Annotated in this window: 12 protein-coding genes; 5 read left to right on the forward strand and 7 right to left on the reverse strand. The window is 43.2% G+C overall.

The window, feature by feature from the left end:
* The first annotated feature begins 259 nt into the window (after positions 1-259).
* Both AM228_RS07590 and AM228_RS07595 read left to right on the forward strand, forming a co-directional pair.
* A complete protein-coding gene (locus AM228_RS07590; protein WP_054465530.1) occupies positions 260-943 on the forward strand; it encodes a HEAT repeat domain-containing protein in 684 nt (227 codons plus the stop codon).
* 86 nt (positions 944-1,029) lie between these two features.
* Positions 1,030-1,569: a phycobiliprotein lyase gene (locus AM228_RS07595; protein WP_054465531.1), complete on the forward strand. Its 540-nt coding sequence runs from the start codon at positions 1,030-1,032 to the stop codon at positions 1,567-1,569.
* Between the two features lie 57 nt (positions 1,570-1,626).
* On the opposite strand, the gene AM228_RS07600 is transcribed toward AM228_RS07595, so the two are convergent.
* The 3 genes from AM228_RS07600 to AM228_RS29350 form a co-directional block, all read right to left on the reverse strand.
* Entirely contained in the window at positions 1,627-2,739 is a 1,113-nt protein-coding gene (locus tag AM228_RS07600; RefSeq protein ID WP_054465532.1) for a hypothetical protein, read from the reverse strand.
* A 41-nt stretch (positions 2,740-2,780) separates the two neighbouring features.
* Positions 2,781-5,084: a DUF3769 domain-containing protein gene (locus tag AM228_RS07605; RefSeq protein ID WP_054465533.1), complete on the reverse strand. Its 2,304-nt coding sequence runs from the start codon at positions 5,082-5,084 to the stop codon at positions 2,781-2,783.
* A 218-nt stretch (positions 5,085-5,302) separates the two neighbouring features.
* On the reverse strand, positions 5,303-5,419 hold the full coding sequence (locus AM228_RS29350) for a photosystem II reaction center protein I (protein ID WP_072160708.1): 117 nt from the start codon (positions 5,417-5,419) through the stop codon (positions 5,303-5,305).
* 332 nt (positions 5,420-5,751) lie between these two features.
* Here AM228_RS29350 and AM228_RS07610 point away from each other — a divergent pair, with 332 nt between their 5' ends.
* From AM228_RS07610 to AM228_RS34990, 3 genes are all read left to right on the forward strand, one after another.
* Positions 5,752-6,948 carry a DNA cytosine methyltransferase gene (locus AM228_RS07610; protein WP_054465534.1) on the forward strand — a complete coding sequence of 399 codons (1,197 nt, stop codon included), beginning with the start codon at positions 5,752-5,754 and terminating at the stop codon, positions 6,946-6,948.
* Between the two features lie 19 nt (positions 6,949-6,967).
* Positions 6,968-7,093, forward strand: a complete 126-nt coding sequence (locus tag AM228_RS36070; RefSeq protein WP_255353164.1) for a hypothetical protein — start codon at positions 6,968-6,970, stop codon at positions 7,091-7,093.
* A 294-nt stretch (positions 7,094-7,387) separates the two neighbouring features.
* The gene (locus AM228_RS34990) at positions 7,388-7,627 is read left to right on the forward strand and encodes a hypothetical protein (RefSeq protein ID WP_231636691.1); all 240 of its coding nucleotides are present in this window, start codon (positions 7,388-7,390) and stop codon (positions 7,625-7,627) included.
* 150 nt (positions 7,628-7,777) lie between these two features.
* Here the strand turns inward: AM228_RS34990 and AM228_RS07620 are convergent, their stop codons facing one another.
* The 4 genes from AM228_RS07620 to AM228_RS34995 all read right to left on the reverse strand — a co-directional run bounded on the left by AM228_RS07620 (position 7,778) and on the right by AM228_RS34995 (position 18,835).
* Positions 7,778-8,275 (reverse strand): HNH endonuclease, encoded by a 498-nt coding sequence (locus AM228_RS07620; RefSeq protein ID WP_054465607.1) that lies wholly within the window; start codon positions 8,273-8,275, stop codon positions 7,778-7,780.
* Positions 8,276-8,395: 120 nt separating this feature from the next.
* Positions 8,396-9,925 carry a CHAT domain-containing protein gene (locus tag AM228_RS07625; RefSeq protein ID WP_054465535.1) on the reverse strand — a complete coding sequence of 510 codons (1,530 nt, stop codon included), beginning with the start codon at positions 9,923-9,925 and terminating at the stop codon, positions 8,396-8,398.
* A gap of 569 nt (positions 9,926-10,494) precedes the next feature.
* The gene (locus AM228_RS07630) at positions 10,495-14,100 is read right to left on the reverse strand and encodes a PAS domain-containing hybrid sensor histidine kinase/response regulator (RefSeq protein ID WP_054465536.1); all 3,606 of its coding nucleotides are present in this window, start codon (positions 14,098-14,100) and stop codon (positions 10,495-10,497) included.
* A gap of 415 nt (positions 14,101-14,515) precedes the next feature.
* Positions 14,516-18,835 carry a PAS domain S-box protein gene (locus AM228_RS34995; protein ID WP_231636692.1) on the reverse strand — a complete coding sequence of 1,440 codons (4,320 nt, stop codon included), beginning with the start codon at positions 18,833-18,835 and terminating at the stop codon, positions 14,516-14,518.
* Positions 18,836-19,024 lie beyond the last annotated feature (189 nt).

Genomic DNA, 19,024 nt, shown 5'->3' on the forward strand with positions numbered 1-19,024 from the left:
AAAACTTAATAGAATACAATGGTCTCAGGCTCGCACTTGAGGCCGCTTGCTTTCTTGATAAATTCTTTCTAGAAGTCTTTGGGTTTCTGGACTTAAATTCTGAATAAATCTCACTGTAGTGCCAAGCACCGGGGGATTTTCCCTGTCCTATTATACACGAATCACAAACAATGTGCAATTTATTTTACACCAGTGCTTACCACTTTGGCGGCATTCTGCTTATAATAGAAACACGGTAATGTAAACTTTTGTAAAGAAAATGAGTGCTTTAATGACCTTAGAAGAAATTTCTGCCAAGTTGGACAGCCCAAAAGTGGCCGATCGCATGGTGGCATTGGCGCATCTGCGGGATGTGGCGCCGGAAGATGCCATGCCTTTAATTAAGAAAGTTTTAGATGATGAAAGTCTGCAAGTGCGGGCAATGGCCGCGTTTGCGGTGGGACTGAAGCCCACCGACGAAAGTTATCCGATTTTGGTGCAACGGCTGGAAAGCGAACCGGACTACAGTGTGCGGGCAAATGTGGCGGGGGCTTTGGGTTACTTGGAAGACCCGCGAGCATTTCAGCCATTAGTCCGGGCATTTTATGAGGATACGGAATGGTTGGTGCGCTTTAGTGCCGCAGTCGCTTTGGGCAATTTGAAAGATCCCCGCGCCCGTGATGTGCTGATTTCTGCCCTGGATAGCCCAGAAGTGGTGGTGCAACAAGCGGCGATCGCGGCATTAGGGGAAATTCAATCCGTAGAATCCGTGGATCGGATTCTCCGGTTTATCCAATCCGAAGATTGGTTGGTGCGTCAGCGTTTGGCGGAAGCTTTGGGAAATCTGCCTACGGAGAAAAGTCTCTCAGCCTTGAAATTCTTAGAAAAAGATAGCCATCCCCAAGTGGCAGCGGCGGCTTGCTTATCCCTGGAACGTTTGGGCAAAATCAAAAATCAATCTTGATTCTTAATCTTGATTCTTTTTGATCCCCCAATAACTTGTACCATAGACCGATAGATATAAATATAGCGATCGAATTGCTTTAATTGATGGACATTATTGAGTTTTTTGAGCAGAGTGCTGGTAAATGGTTTTCTCAGCGCACCAGTCAACATATGGCAGAAACCAAATCTGTGGCAGATAGCACGGATCTATGGATTGACTCCTTAGAGAAAAATGACCAAGAGGTGCTGCAACTTTGTCAGGATCACAAAGTTAACCCCTCTTTGGCTTTATGTGCGGTGCGGGTACGTTGGGAAAATAAACCCTTGTACAAGGAACCGAAAAAGATGGGGTCTACGGTTTTGGTAGCGATCGCCTCCGACCCTCACGCCAAAGAAGGCAAGTTATTGAGAAAACCAGGCCCAGGAATCAGCGATCGCGCTGGCAATGTTAGTCGGTTTGCGATCGGCAATGATAACGCTGTCACCATTACTACCGAGTCCGATTCTTTGTTTGCGGAAGAAAGGCTCTGGTTTGCTGGAGATAATTTACGCTTGCGTACCAGTGCGGTAAAAGACGAAACCGGCTATAGTTTATTGTCATTTTGTAGCGAAATTCGCATGGGTGGAGTTAAGCCCAAGGAATGATCGGATCCCCCCAACCCCCCGATCCTCGGGGGGCTTTCGATTATCTGATTTAATCGTCTAATTTGATTTTTTCCGAGGTCGAGAGCGTCTTTTTCGCGGTTCTTCTTCGGGATGCTCTAACTTATTTTCTAACACCGCTTTTAGCTTCATATAAAACTCTGAAGCGGCTACATCTGGAGTAAATTGATGAATCGGCGGACGAGTTTCTTGCCAATTAAATTCAGAATTCACCGGGGCTGAGGGTAGTTGATCTGAGTCAAGGTTTAGGACTGTTTGCCAATCAAATGTTGGCAAATCAGAAGAACTCATAGAAGCATCGATCGCCGCATTAGCGGCATTGATAGAATCATTGAAAGAGGAATTTGTCGAAACATTGAGAATGCTTTGAATCGTCGCTTCATCTTCCTCATCTAGCCAAGGATCTTGGAGTAAATTATTAATGATTTGACGCTGAATTTCTTCGGTAGATAACTTTTCTTTTTCATCAGCTTTTGACTGAGCTTTTGAGTTAGCGCTATTCTCAGAAATCAAGGGCAAAGAATGAGCGGCATTTGATTCAAATGATTCAACCTCCGGGGAGGCGATGCCGTTTTTTTCCCCAGAATTTTCAGAGTTTTCAGAATTTTCAGCGGCAGATAGCAAAGCCACTGCGGGGGATTGTTCCGCAGTATCCACCATGATTCTCGGGACAGTTTCCCCGGTGGTTGGCAGGCTCAAATCAGGCTTATACTTAGCAATTATGGGGTGGATCGCGGGGTTATTTGTCAATAATTTATCCGGTTCCTCAATAATTGTATCGGGGATATTTTCTGCCAATTCAGGGGCTTCAAGCAGCGCCGATTGATGAGTCACTTGAACATCTTGTTCGGGAATATTTGCTTCTGGCAATTTCCCACAAATTAACTGCTCAAATTCCCAGTTAAAGTGATAAATTGGCCTAGATCGCCGCTGCCAGCAGGCTAAAATTTGTTCTACAGAAATGCTTTTATAACGGCCTTGATATAACGCTTCAATAATCGCTAACCGTAACCAGCGGGATGGATAATCTTGCAGCCATTTATGAATTAATTCTGCTGCGGTCCAATGACTCAGATCAAAACTATAGTGAACCAGCAGCGTTTCAGCAGTCATCGCTGCTGCATCATTATTTTTTGGATCTGGTCTAGTCATTTTTTTTGCAGAATTTCACCCATTATTTGTAATTGTCGGATTTACTGAATTTCTTGGTTAACTCGCCGGATCCCACCATCCACCGATCGCACTTCTGAGCGAGAAAAAGGTTCACCTCCACCCCTCCAGTTAAAGTCACTGATCCGCAAAGACAGAGAACCGAGTTGTTGTTCAGGATTATAGCGAATCGCTAGACCGTAACTACGCCGACTGTACTCCAGAATTAAATCAGTATTAATCGCTTCCTTGGTATCAAGATTAATCAGAGTTTGTACCCCGAAGCGAATTGGCCCATAAATTTGTTGGGTCAATCCGAGGGCAAGTACCTTAGAGTCAGCAATTCTATCAAATAAAAAGGGAGAAGCACCATCTTTCCAAATCCGGGATAAACTTACGCTCCAACCCGTATAGTCTAACCAACGACGGGAAAAATGACCAAATTGCCCTTGGATGCCAATACTTCCAGAGACAAAGTTTTGGGTATCGCCATTACTGTAGCCAGTCAAAGTGCCGTTGAGTCCCGTGAACAAGCGAATATATGGAATGACAGGACTGGGACTATATCGTAGTCCCTCTTGGGGATTCGCCGGTAACGGGGTTCCTTGCCAAAGTAAAAAGCCACGACTTAAAGCCGCACCCCCTTGAAATCGGGTTAAGCTGGTGCGATTATGCTCCCGGATCGGTTCGAGTAAGTCGATTTGATCGGTGTCCGCATTGATGGATTGAATGCTGCCTTCATAGCTGAGGTTGATGCCGGTTTTGCCCAAGGGGATAATGGGAGAATTTAATAGGACGCCCAGACTTTGTTGCACGGTTCTAAAGCCAAGAGAACCGTTGAAAATGCGATCGCGATAGGCGTATTCCCCTGTCAGAGAATGGGTGCCAATTTGTTGCCTTAGTAGTAGATTGGCTCTAGTTTTATCGTCAATAGTGTCAGGGTTGAGGGTGGTAAATGTGGCTCGTCCTTCTAGGTTGGTGGTGGGACTGAGTTTGCCATTGACTCTGGTTTTGAAGCCAAACAGGTCAGAAATGCTATCGGGGCCGGCGATCGCCTTTTGAATATAGAATTGGGGGCTAATGCTGAATTGGAATCGGTCATTGACGATGGGCTCTAAAGGCGTTTCGGCATAAAATCCCCCGCGATCGCCCCCATCATAGCCGAAACGAATTAAAGACGGGTCGCGTTCCCGGCGATCGATAATCACTCGTTCCCGCAACAGCGGAATCGATACTTTATTCTCGAAAACTAACCGAGGTCGTCGGGCAATCACTTCATCCTGTTCCGGGGACAACCGTCGCACCGTCACATGACGGGAGCGTAATTCTAATTCTGGGGGAGAATATGGATCGTTGGTAATTCTAACATTCGTCCCCTGCCAATCTTCCCCGGTAAAGGTCAGGTCATCGCTTTCAAACCGCAGCCGGTTGATGGTGCCTCCGGTAGTGGGCAGACCCACCCCTTGATTTAGTCCAGCCCCCACGCCGATCACTAGACCCCCTGTGTTCCTAACTCGGCGCGGCGGTTCTCCCGCCCGCAGTCTTTCCGTGAGCGCCCGTTCTTGTCCAGCCCCCGCCGTCACATCCGTGGGTAAGGTGGTGGCAACCGTCGAGGTCGCTTCATTCAAAACAATCTGACCTTTAGCCTGCTGCATTCCCCCTTGGTTTCTGACCACATCGTATTCCAAGCGATCGCCCTCGATCACCTGAGTGCCATTGGTTAAAAGCACTTGCCCTTGGGCTACGGCAAACCGGCTGAGTAAATTCATTTGCAGCCATTGGGAATTTAATACCGTATTCCCCAACCGCATAAACACATCGCCTTCCGCCGTCACCACCTGACGTTGCTCGTTATATTCCTGGCGATCGGAATTAATTTTTACTACATCCTCTGCACTCAACGGCAGAGGCGTTCCCTCCGTGGGTTGTGGGTTGGGGGTCACGGCTTCTCCTGGGGCCGGGGTTGGGGCTGGGGTGACTTGACCCGCTTGACTAATATTAATTTCTGAAAAGTTATTTTCTGAACAGTTAATTTTTGGAAAGTTAATCTCTGAAAAATTAATTTCTGACAGTTTTGGGGTCAGTTCGGAGGGCGATCGCTCCTTTGTTGATAAAGGCCAACTCACTTCTAAAGGCCCACCGAGTAAAAAAGCTTGCGGCGGTATTGCCCCATTAGCATCAGGGACAACTGGCAGCGCCGTTAAGCGATCGGCATCAACATTAAATAACCGCTGTGCTGGAGGTGCAATAGAAAAATTTTCTGCCGTAGTCAACTCCGAATCCTGGATTGGCGGCATTTGGTATTCAATGATCGCAGGCGGTTCAGAAGGGGGAACCGGATAGGACATATTTAATCACAACAGATATAAATAATCGTGGCAATTTACCCAAATCTCAGATAAAACTGCCAGCTTAAAACAATAGTTTCCAGGAGATTCATCTGAGAGGATAAGTTCCCAGGCAATTGACAATCATTATTATCCGGCATTATCCGGCAACTCTCCCCATTCGTGACAAACCCCCACTTAAGCGCGGGGGTTCAATCTTGGGATATTTCTTCCCTGAATTATTCCAAGTCGCGACGACCGGGGTTCCGGGATGGGTCAGAAGACAAAAATCCAAACACAAATAAGCCCACAAAGAACAGAACCACGATATTGACAACGATTTTCAACGTAACCATGAAAAAATCTCCGAATATATAGCAAAAGATAACAACAAAACCATCATCGATGGTTTAAGCATCCTTATCATATCGAAATCTGGTCATTTTTGAGCGCTGAATTTTCTCAAAATAAATTCGTTATTTGTTATTCGTTATTTATTGGATATTTATTGTTTATATGTTATATGTTATATGCGATAATATAAAATATGCAACCACCAACCAACAACCACCAACCACCAACCACCAACGAATAACCAACAACCACCAACCAACAACTTTTTTGGTAAAATCAGCACCGACGACCTGAGACAATCGTCAAGCATAAAGAGGATAAATGAGGCATTTCTGTGAGTGAAAAGACACAATTAAAAGCCATTGAATTATTTGCCGGGATAGGCGGTTTTCGCCTAGGCATGGCAGCGGCGAATATTTCTACAATTTGGGCTAATGATAGCAGTGAATTATCCAGTCAAGTTTATCGGAGTAACTTTGGCAAAAATTCTTTAGTTTTAGGCGATATTAGGGAAATTAATCTAGAAGAAATTCCCTGCCATGATATTTTAACTGCCGGATTTCCTTGTCAACCTTTTAGTCCCGCAGGAAAAAAGCAGGGAGTTCGCGATCGCATTCGGGGAACTCTGTTTGAACGGATTATAGAAATTTTGCATCATAGAAAACCGCAGTATTTCTTTTTAGAAAATGTTAAGCGTTTGTTGACAATGGAATCCGGTTATCACTTTCGCGCGATTTTAGATGCCCTGTCAGCTTTGGATTATTTTATAGAATGGAGAATAATTAATACTGTCAGCTTTGGTTTACCCCAGAATCGCGAGCGCATCTTTATTTTTGGCACTAGGATTAACCAAACAAACAGCCCGGAAATGCTAGAAATGCTAAAAATGCTAAAAATGCTAGAAAAATATTCCGTCTTTTTAACCCATGAAGATTTAAACTTCCTAGAAATTAATCCATCATTTACGGATAATTTAACGCCAATTATCCGCAGTCACAGCAAACCGGGAAATTGGGGAATTGCCTATCAGAAAAAAATCTACTCTAAGCAGATTCCTCCGTTACCAGACATCCAACCGAGAAAGAAACTCAGAGATATTCTGGAAAATGAATCCGATGTCGATCCGCAGTTTGATTTTACCACCGATACTGGGGAAAGAATCAAACAAAGTAAAGCCGTGAATCGCTATTGTAATGGAGTCGAAATCCTTTATAATCAAGGAGGAGGAGCGAGACTCGGTTATACTATTTTTGGGATTAATGGCATTACTTCAACCCTAACCGCTTCTACTTCCAGACATTATGAACGGTATCAAGTAGGGGATAAATATCGACGGTTAACCCCAGTGGAATATGCCCGATTGATGGGATTTCCCGATGATTGGTGTCGCGTTGCCAGAATTTACGATCGCTATGCATTATTTGGCAATGCGATCGCTCCTCCTTGTGTGGCATGGGTAGCCAATCGAATCGGTAAAAATAACCTTATCTTAAATCAGCCAAGTTTTCAGCAACTAACCTTAGCTTTGTAACCAGGATTAGCCTGAATCAATGCAACGATTAACCTTGACTAAATTAAAGACAGAAGTCCAAAAATTTGCCAGACAAATCAGTGATACTCCGATTCCAAGCTTATACGGAATTACTGACGAAAAAGCAGTCGAAACTTATGTATAAGCTGCCTTTAATCAATATTTAATTCGTCAATATTCTTACAGCAGCGGAAGTGCCGCCAGTGGCATAGATTTTCCCGATTTAAATGTTGATTTAAAAGTAACATCCATTCGACAGCCTCAGTCTTCCTGTCCATTTCGCGATGCCAGTCAGAAAGTATTTGGACTGGGGTATCATCTCCTGGTTTTAGTCTATGAAAAAACCGACGATAGAGCCTCTCATACTTGTGATCTAAAATTTTTACACATTGTTTTCTTAGAACAAAAACACACCGCTGATTATCAAACCACTTATGGATTGCGAGAAATTATACGGCGTCATGGTAATAAAGATGATATCATTGCGTTTTTAGAAGAACGGAATCTCCCTCTAGATGAGATAGGCCGTGAAATTTTAGCCGATCGCATAATCAGCCACCCTCCAGAACAGGGTTTCTTAACGATTTCAAATGCCTTGCAGTGGAGATTGCAATATAGAAGAATTATTGATCTAGCCAATTTGAGCACAACAGAAGGCGTAGAAAATTTACTAATCTAACCCAAAGATATAGCACCGCCCTGGATTAACTTGTGTTAATCCTTGTGTTAATACTTCAATTAAGAAACCAGGTTTATGAGTTTCTGGAAACCTGGTTTCTTTTCTGTGCGTAAGCAAAAACCCCTAGCACTTGAACTCATGCTAGGGGTTTTAACTGCCAATCACATACTTTTTCCATTCTTGATGCAAGCCACTCTTGACGTGCTTGTTCACCTCAAAGTAGAGGCTGCTGTGCGGTTTGCGCGGATGATGACTTAGAGGCATATTAGCTTCTTGGGGGGTACGATTTCCTTTTTTAACGTTGCAACGAATACAGGCAGTCACGAGATTGTCCCAGGTATCTCCACCGTGGCGCGATCGCGGCAGGACGTGATCCAGGGTCAAATCATCCCCAGAATATCCACAGTATTGACAAGTATGGTTATCTCGGTAATATATATTAGGGCGAGTCAGTGGGATATCTTTGTAAGGCACCCGGACGTATTGCCGCAACCGAATCACCGTGGGCAAAGGAAACTCAGCATAAACATATTTACCGTTATGTTCTACTTGCTCGGCTTTGCCTTTGAGCAATAAAACCACCGCTCTTCGCCAGTTGGTGATATTGAGCGGTTCGTAAGAAGCGTTAAGAACCAGAACCTTACTCATTGATTTGGGGGATTTGGAGATTAATTTTAGGGATTTTAAAAGCAAGTTTTCCCCCGATGCTAACACAAGTTGCAATTTTCGGCTGTTTTATCTCGGACTAGGGCCGCCCGATCGCCTGAATCAAGGTGCAGGGTGCAGTGCAGCACAACCAAAGAGAGTAAACCCTGCCCAATATCTAGGTTCTGGGAATTTTTCCCTGGTCGAGAGCATGGCTTGACGTAAAGATTGGGCTTTATCTCCAGTGCCTTGAAAATCTTGATAAAACTGTTTCATTAGTATGGGGCTGGAGTCGGTGGGGGGCAGCCACAGAGAGATGATTAATGTATTCGCTCCCGCGACTAAAAAAGCTTGGCTGAGTCGAAACACCCCGTCACCCCAAATCTGACCCCGGGCAATATCACAGGCACTCAAGCAAACCAGATCCGCTGATAAGGGCAGTTGGTGGCGATCGCTGCTTAAATGAAAAATATCTCGCAGGGTCAAAAAACCATTTTTTCCTTGGGAATTGGGTGCTAAGGCAACGACTCCTTCCATGCATTCCGTGGAACCCAGCCACCCATGAGTAGCTAAGTGAATAATTCTGGCTTTGGGCATTTGCTCCAAAACCACAGTTCTTGTAGCAGCATCATTGGTCAGGGGTGCCACATTCAGTACATCAGCCACCGCTTTAGCTTCGATTTCCGCTCCTGGTAAGCGGGTCATATAGACGGGAACCTCCCCAAATTGTAGGGAAAAACTGGGCATGGTGGGATTTCCCAAGACTAATGCCGGATAAAGAGTCAGGGGTAATTTAGCGGTCGGATCTGAGAGGCGAAGGAGCTCCGCTCCGCTGCCGCGATCGCTGCTTTTGGGGGTCAAAGAACTGCTGAGGGATTGATCGGGGGGGAGATCCTGCGGGACAAATGAGTGTTTTTGTCTTTTCCGAATCAGTTCGATCGCCTGCAAACTTGGCGCACTCAATAAAGTATGTTTTTCGATCAAATATTGACCATTTTGATCTTTCAGAGCGCCAAAGGGAAGTAAAAATAGGAAATCTTGGGGAATAATCATCACCCGTGAACTGGGATCCCTCGGCAACCAATCCGCGATCGGCGAAATCAAAAACCGATACAGTAATTGTAATTGTTCGTCCAGGGAATAGCGGCGAAACATTTGCGGTAACGTGGACAAATAATCTTTGCCAACGGCGATCGCCTCTCGCACCGTTCGCACCAAATTCGCCAAAGAAGTCTGATATTCTTCCAGCAAAGGTGTTAAGTCAACTTCTTGAAACCAAATCTGACCTTTGGGGGACACCACCCAAATCAGTAACTTCGTTGCATAAGCATAAATATCAGGGATGCCCCAATGAGTAGAACGAGTAGAACTTCCCTGATAAAACTGGTTGTAATCATAAATCAGGGAATATTCCACTAAAGTAGATGCCTGAGATTTGGCAATTTGTTTAATCTGGTAAATACTTAGGGGAGAAACCGATGGCAAAAAGGGCGATCGCATCCCTATATGGTTGGTCAAAAAATCCACAAATCCTTTCGCTCTGCCTTGTTCTGATACCTCCAAGGCTTTATCAACTCTTTGCTGCTCGATTAAAACCCGTTCAAATCCGCGATAAATATCGGGAAGCCCCTGGTCTTTGATATATAAATTCATTGTTTTGCCTACCCATTCCTATCAATTATTCTACGTCTTCAGTAGTCAGAGATCGGCGATCGGTCGTACCCATGCAAAAAAATTTTGTCAGCATTCAGCATTGACAGCGGCCAGTTCTCACCCATGAGCCTTGGGTTCCGAGCCTCAAGGTTAACGACTCACGGGTTGATGTAGAGAGGATAAATTGCTGCTCTTTACAAGCTAACCACTAATCCCTATAAATTATTTGATCCTTTATATATTCTTTACATATTATAGTTTATCTTATTCCTGAGAAACTGACCATTTTTTTGAGAAAATTTCCGCCCGAATTTAGCCCTAAAATTTGTTCCATAATCTTAAATTATTGTGAAATTATTTAAGTTTATTTAAAAAGCCACAAACTGCGCGAAATCTTTTAGCATAAAATAATCGCTATTTGTTAACAGGTATTCATTATTTGTTATTCGTTATATAATATTTGCTATTTAATAAAGCCAATGCCTACGCAAGCTTAATTTTCCCCCCTATTTCCCCTATCTCCCCTATCTCCCCTTATCATCTTCACAAGGTTGACAATGCCCACCCGACTACTTTTCAAGTAAAGCACGAGTTAATTGCATAACAATATCCGTATTAAAATTAATCACTAACTCTCTCAAGGCATTTGCTAAATTGGCTTCTGAATCAGGGATTTGTCTAATTAATTCCAGCATCACATCCGCATCCAAACAGTAAGCGGCTTGATACATTTCTTCTAGCCATTCCGGGGACATCACCCCTAAAGCTTCTGGGGATAAATTAGCCCCTGCAAAAGCTGGCTGTATAGGGGATGGAGTTTCATAAATATACTGCACCCCTAAATATTGAGAAATTTTGGCAAAAATCACCGATTCTTGGAAAGGTTTTCTCACCATATCGTCACAACCTGTCGCGAGAATTGCTTCCTGTTGTTCTTCCCAAACACTTGCGGTTAAAGCAATAATCACAGGTTTTTGTGTACCAGCAGCTTCGGTAATTCGTTGAGTGGCTTCATAGCCATTCATAATCGGCATCCTCAGATCCATCCAAATCAAATGGGGCGACCAAATTTCCCATAAAGCCACAGCTTCAGCGCCATTTGTGGCTTCTTTCACCTCAAAACCGATCGCCCGCAGCAGTTCAACCAATAAGCAACGACTTTCCCAAAGATCCTCCACAACTAAAATGCGATAATTCGGCTGTCCTGGGGCTAGTCCGACCACGGTTTGAGTCAATTTTTCCGGTTCACTTTTCGAGGCTAAACCTAATTGAACCGGAATAGCAAAGGAAAAAATAGTGCCTTCTCCTAAGACACTTGCAACTTGGATTTTACCGCCCATCAATTGCACAAGTTTTTGCGAAATCGCTAAACCCAGCCCCGCGCCTTGATTTAAATTTTTTCCCGCTTCTCCTTGCAAGAAAATTTCAAATAAACTGTCAATCTCATCCTGAGCAATTCCCACTCCGGTATCTTCTACGGCAAAGCATAGAGAGAAAGGGCAATAGTCATCAGTCATCAGTGAATCATTCGCCAGATTATTCGCCGGATTGATTTCATTTTCCCCTAGGCTAACGCTAACTCTTAAAGTCACGCTGCCTCGATCGGTAAATTTAATCGCATTAGTTAATAAATTAATTAAGACCTGACGCAATTTTTTCTCATCGATTTGAACCCACTGAGGCAGATCGAAAGCCCGGTCGAAAATTAAATTTAATCCTTTGGCTTGCGCTTTAGAGCGTAACATTTCTTCAACGGTGAGTAATAACCAGTGCAAGTCACAATCATTCCGGGCTAAACTCATTTGTCCCGTTTCAATTTTGGATAACTCTAAAATATCATCAATTAATCCGAGTAAATGTTCCCCGCTGCGATTAATAATCTGTAACCTTTCTTGATGATAAGCACTTAAAGAGCGATCGCGCCCTAAAAGTTGGGTAAAGCCCAAAATAGCATTTAAGGGAGTCCGCAGTTCATGGCTCATATTCGCCAAAAACATACTTTTAGATTGGTTCGCTAATTCGGCTTTTTCTTTGGCTTGTTTTAATTCTAACTCCGCTTGTTTGCGCTCCGTAATATCAAAAATAGTAGAGCGACTCATTAAGAAATTACCGGCGGCATCTTTCTGGGCTGTACCATTTAAACTCACCGAAAAAACTGTCCCATCAGAGCGAGTCATTTCCAAGTCTAAGTTATTGATAAAACCGCGCTGTTTAAATATGGGAAAATTTTCTTTAAAGATTTCAACACTTTCGGGGGTAAAGCATTGAGTAATGTTCATCTTTCCCACAACTTCTGCTCGCCTATAACCTAACCATTTCAGTTCAGTATCATTAATTTGAATAATTCTGCCCTGACTATCTAAGGAATGGTAGCCACAGGGGGCATTATTGTATAAATCCGTAATCTCTTCCGCATATTTTTGTAATTTTTTTTCAGCGTTTTTGCGCTGAGTGATATCTCTAATCACCACCATAAAACCAATGATCTGATTTTCACTATTTTTCACCATTGTCCCAATGGTTTCAGCCAGAATCATTCCCCCATCTTGGCGGCGAAACTCAATTTCCGATCGTTTTGGTTCGTCGGTTGCCGTCGGACTATAATACTTTTTCCAATGGGCATAATACATATCGGGTGTTTCATAAAGAAATTGGGGAGTTTTTCCCAACACCCGTTCGGCAGGATACCCTAATATTTTAGTAAATGCCGGATTAACTTTCCTAATTTTGCGACTGACATTGGTAAAGATAATTGGATCGGGAATCGCTAAAAAAATTGCTTCAATTTCCGCTTTCTTATTTTCTAAGCTCCGTTGAAACTGATGCCTCTTGATTAATTCTGCTTGTAGTTGATGATTCAGAGTTTGTAATTCCAGGGTTCTTTCCGCCACTCGGTTTTCTAAATTATGATTAGTTTCCCTTAATTCAAGTTCTAAATTTTTTCGATAGGTGATATCTTTGAGAATGCCAAGCATCTGTACTGCCGATCCGGTTTCGTCATACAAAAATTTACCGCTTGAGACAACCCAACGCTCCTTGCCAGTCGGATCAATAATTTCATGATCCATCAGCCAGGGAGTAGCGTTTAACCGGGATATTTCCAAGGAATTGGTAATCGCATCGAGGTCGCTATGATGGAGTAAGTTAATAAAGGCTTCATAAGTTCCCGGAAAACTGCCCGCCGCCAAACCTAACAGCCTTTCGCTTTGAGGAGATAATATGAGACTTCCGGTGATTAAATCCCATTGCCATGTTCCTAATTCCGCCGCTTCTACCGCTTGTTTAAAATGTTGTTGTGTCTGTTGAAGGGACTGGTTAGCCTCGGTGCGATCGCGCTCTATTTGATTTAACCAATAGCCATTCCAACAAACAATCACTAAAAAACAAACAATGGTAAACGTTACTTGAATGCCATAAGCCGCTTTCAGATCGTACCAGCCGAAATCATATCCTTCAAACACCAAAAAATTGAGAACTAGAGGAAATAAAATTACCCAAGGAATGAGCCAACGCACCATCAAACCACCGATAAAGGGACTGACAATGATTTCCATCAATCCGGCTTCGGGATTGGTCAACAAAATTCCACCATAGAGAAGCAAAAAAGCCAGAGCAGTATGGATTGCTTGAGTGGTTGAATAGGCGATCAAAGTAGCCAGAACACCCACATTAAACAAATGTCCCAATAAAGCCAAAAGAGAAATAATAGCGGCCACACTACTGAAAAATTGCGCCAACCAAATGCCACGATTGGTTTTGTTTCCCACCAACCATAAAGCTATTCCCATTAAGACAAAATTCAGGGCTGTATTAAACCCCATTCTCCCCGGAAAAGTTGTGGTAATTGCAGGGCTGACATCCTGAAAAAGCCACTCATCAATGCCTAAATTTATTTTCAAATAATATTGAATTATATTGACTACTCCCAGCAGGCTTACCAATAACGCTAACCCTTGGGCGATGCGATATTGCAGTCGGGTAATTCTTTGATATTGGAGAATTCTTAAGGATATTCCAGCTAATAAAAAAGCCAAAGCGGTGTTAGCTTTCATGGTTGATATACTACCGGGAAAACCTGTTTTGAGTAAAGGAATATCCCAGTACCAACCTAGAAGCACCAGACCGCCTATGGCCATGACCAAAAAACTCAAAAATTGACCGATTCGTTTGTTCATAAGTTTAACCAAGGGTAAATTTTGTATAACTGTATAACATAGACAAGAAAGCTTTTATACCAATCTTGATCCCCCCCAACCCCCCTTAAAACCGCCATCGGCTTTTTATACCAATCTCGATCCCCCCCAACCCCCGCTTCCAAGCTATTCTTTTAGGGGTTTGGAAACCCCGAAAAATCGTTCAACAGAAGATCGTTATTTCGTGTAGGGGCGAAGCATTCCCGTACAAAATTTACGCTTCTAACCATAAACTATCGGCGGGAATGCTTCGCCCCTACGGATCCCCGATGGATCCGACCAATATTTGTGGTCTATTCAATTGAAAAGTAAAATAACGATTTTTGAAGACAGGATTTCCCAAACCCTACAAGATTAGCTAAAAAAGGGGGTGTTTTTGATAATTTTGCAGTCTTGTCTAATAATTCACCTCCTTTAAAATTTTCAATAATTGACTAATGGTGTAAGGCTTTAACAAAAAGGCTTGGGCATCAGCTTGTAAAGCCAGTTGTTTATTGTCCAGGATGCCGCTGGTGGCAATAATCTTAACTGCTAGGTTCATTTTTTTCAGAGTGCGGATGGCGGTAAATCCATCTAAATTGGGCATCATCATATCCATTAAAACCACACTGATTTCTGCTTGATTTTTGGCATATATGGCCAGGGCTTCAATCCCATCACTCGCCAGCAGTATTCTGTAATTATACTTCTCTAAGGCAGTTTTGGTAATTTCTTGAATCGAGCTTTCATCCTCCACAATTAGAATTAACTCTCCGTTCCCGGAGGGCATTTCTTCTTCTAAGGTGGTCGTAATGATTTCTCCCTGAATAGCCGGTAAGAAAACTTCAAATTCTGTCCCCTTACCCAACTCACTTGTCACCCGGATAAAACCGCCATGATTTTTCACAATTCCCATCACCGTAGATAATCCCAGTCCGGTGCCTTTTCCCACTTCCTTAGTGGTGAAAAATGGGTCAAAAATTCGCTCTAATAGTTCCGACGGAATGCCGGATCCTGTATCAGAAACCGTAACCACCACATAAGGCCCCGGTTTGGCTTCTAAATTCAGCAGGGCATAATGTTCGTCTAAATAGCGATTTTCGGCACTTATGGTTAAACTACCTCCTTCGGGCATGGCATCCCGCGCATTAATCATCAGATTCATAAATACCTGATCCATTTGAGTGCGATCGGCGGAAATTGTCCAGAGTTCTCTGGTGGGGCTTTGATCGGAAATTTCTATCGATTTGGGAAAAGTCTGTTTGGCAATTCCGATCAATTCTCGAAACAGATACCTGAGTTGGAAGACAACGAATTCACCGTCACTGGCGCGACTAAACAGCAGAATTTGCTTGACCAAATTCACCGCCCGTCGGGTACTTGTAGTCAGGGTACTCAACAATTCTTGTGTCTTTTGATCAACATTCGTGAGTCGGAGAGGCAAGAGTTGACTAATTCCCAAGATGGGAGTCAGGATGTTATTAAAATCATGGGCAATGCCACTGGCTAAGGTGCCGATACTTTCTAAACGCTGGACATGGTAAAACTGTTTTTCCAGTTGTTTTTTCTCTGTAATATCGCTGTTGACGCTCAGGATTGATTTCGGTTGGCCTGATTCATTTTTTACCAATGTCCAGCGACTAGCTAGGATGATTTTTTTATTGCTTTTAGTCCCTTGTGCGATTTCCCCTTGCCAACTGCCCTGTTTCATTGTGATTTGTAAAGCTTGATTCAGGGCATCATCTTGATTAAATAGGGTTTGAGTTTTTTGCCCGATCGCTTCAGCGGTTGTCCAACCATATAACCGTTCAGCCCCTTGATTCCAGAAAACAATTTGCTGTTCTAGGTCTTGGACAAAAATCCCATCAGTGGCAATATCAATTAAGACTGCTTGTTCAGCAATTTTGCGCTCGGCTTTTTGCCGATCTAATAATTCTTGACGAGTTTTTTCATACAATTCTGATTGTTGAATGGCAATCCCTACCTGAATCGCTAATTGTTGCAGTAATTCAATTTCTGTGGTTTGCCATTGCCGGGGGGCAGAACATTGATGGACAATTAATAATCCCCATAAGCGATCGCCTTCCAAAAGCGGAACGGCTAAATTAGCCCTGGCTTGAAAAGATGCCATTAGTTCGCGATAACAGGGTTGAATGTCATCCGCATAAAAATCGCTGCGGTTGGTGACAATTCCCTGACGATAGGGTTCGATATATTTGTTCGCAAAGCAGGGATCGTAAATATGCCTGGACAGAATAGCAGGATAATCACTTAGCACCGATTCTGTAATCACTACACCAGTCCAATCCGGTTGAAAACGAAAAATAATCACGCGATCGGCGGTGAGAAATTCCCGCACTTGATCCACGGTTCTTTGTAATACTTGATTGAGATCCAAGGTTTGACGAATGTTTTGCGTGATATTGGTGATTAATCGCTCCCGTGCCATTCGTTCTTTTAAGGCGATTTCTGCCTGTTTGCGCTCTGTAATATCAAGATTTACACCTCCTCCATAGAGAGGTTTTCCATTTTCGTCAAAATAAAAACGTCCATAAGCCGCCATCCAGTGAATACTTCCATCTGGCCACTGAACACGCACTTCAAAATCGAGTTTACCCGTTTTCATGGCACGAGCAAAGGCATCATCCCAAATTTTCCGGTCAGCTTCCAAAATGTGCCGTCTAGCAATGGCTTCTCCCCACTCTATTTGGGGCGTATCATAACCAAAAATCTGGTCATGGCGTAGCGATCGCACCGAGGAAACATCATTAATTAAATCCAGATACCATGTACCCATTTGGGCGGCTTCAATGGCAATCATTAAACTCTCTTGAGTCTCTTGTAAAGCCATTTCTGCTTGTTTGCGCTCTGTAATATCGTCAACAAAAATCAGAATTCCTCCCACTTCCTCCGTATCAAGTCGCCAGGGTAAAATTTCCCATTTCAACCATTGCACAGAGCCATCAGGTAGGATAAAAGAGTCTTGATCGCATTTTTGCGTAGCACCTGCTAAACATTCTTGATGGATCTGTTTCCAAGTATCAGGAATATTCGGGAATACTTCATAGTGAGAGCGCCCTAATATCGCTGCCATAGAATCTAATTGATACAATTCTAGCCAGCGTTGACTGACATTCAGATAACGCATTTCGCGATCGAACATGGCCACACTGACAGGAGCATATCTCACAAACAAACTTAATTTTTTTTGCTCTTCCCTTAAGGCAATTTCCGATCGTTTGCGATCGCTGATGTCAATAATAGTCCCCATCATCCGCACAGCTTTTCCCGTTTGATCATAAATTCCTTGTCCTTTGCCTAACAGCCAATGGACAGAGCCATCTGAATGTATAACCCGATATTCTGCGGTGTAAACTGTGTGATTTTCTTGTGCTTGTAGGAGTTTCTTTTCTGTCTCAGTCACATCATCGGGATGAAGACGACATCGCCACGCTTCATAATCCGATATCACTTCCCCTGGTTGATAGCCTAATAAGGTATAATGACTCGGATTCCATTGAATAATTCCGGTGGTTATATCCCAAGTCCAAATACCAGTTTTAGTTAATTCTAATGCTAATCGGAATTGTTCTTGTTGTTGCTTGATAATATTTTCCGCTTCTTTCAGCGCTATTTCTGAATTTTTCCGTTGGGTAATATCCGTTAAAACCCCAGTTAAGAACCAACAATTATGAGTTGGCTCCCATTCAGAAAACAGGGAAGCGGAAATCCAGTGCCAAGTACCATCTTTGTGGCGGAAGCGATACTCTACATGGCTGATGGGTTTCACCCGATCTTCTTCAGTAATTTGAGCAAACAGGGGGTCTAAATCTTCAGGATGGATATTGTTTTTCCAGAGATTTGGATCGGCGATGAGTTCTTCTGCGGTATAGCCGAACAGGATTTCGCATCCCGGAGACCAATAATCATAAATACAAGTGCGATCGGGAAATGTTCGATAACTGGTAATCGCCGCGATCGCCCGATTCAAAATATTATTCAGTTTCGCTTCTTCCTGGCGCTTATAATCGGTGATATCTTTAAACACGATCGCCGCCCCAATCACCTGACCTTGGCTATCTTGAATCGGGGAGACTGAATCATCAATAGGAAATTGCTGGCCATTCCGGGCAATCAATATAGTATTTGGCGGCAGATTGACAATTTTAACTTGCTCTAAGGCTTGGATAATCGGATTTTTTACGGGTTCTTTTGTAATAGCATTAATAATCTGAAATACTTCAAATAAATGTAACCCTTGCGCCTCCTTTTGATGCCAACCCGTTAAAGATTCGGCGATCGGATTGAGATAGGTGACATAACCCTGGGCATCGGTGGTAATCACCGCATCCCCAATGGATTTGAGGGTGACTTGGGCTAATTCTTTTTCATAGAATAAGGCCGCTTGGGTGCGCTGATGTTCGGCGATTTCTTGCTGCAACCGTAAATTTTTTGCTTCTAGACTTTTTTGCAGGCGCTGAATGGATAAATGAGTTTCTACGCGGGCTAAAACTTCTTCAATTTGGAAAGGTTTGGTGATATAATCCGCCCCCCCAACGGCAAATCCTTGCACTTTATCTAAGGTACTATTCAGGGCACTTAAAAAGATTACGGGAATATGGGCCGTTTTCTCATCGGCTTTTAATTGACGACAAACTTCATAGCCATCATAATCAGGTAGTTTGATATCCAGTAAAATCAAGTCTGTCGCCGCCGCTTTCGCCCCTCTTAAAGCCATTGCCCCATTGGTACAGGAACGAAATAGCCTTCTGCTTGTAATGTGTCTCTCAGAACGCGCAGATTATCCGGTAAGTCGTCAACGATTAAAATACTCCTATGACCCATGTCATTTTTCATTAGATATCTCCAATATTTGTGATTATTTTGTGATAATTAGTCCTGCCATTATAGGTTGGAGCCTGGGAAC

The sequence above is a fragment of the Planktothricoides sp. SR001 genome (genome assembly GCF_001276715.1).
GTDB lineage: Bacteria > Cyanobacteriota > Cyanobacteriia > Cyanobacteriales > Laspinemataceae > Planktothricoides > Planktothricoides raciborskii.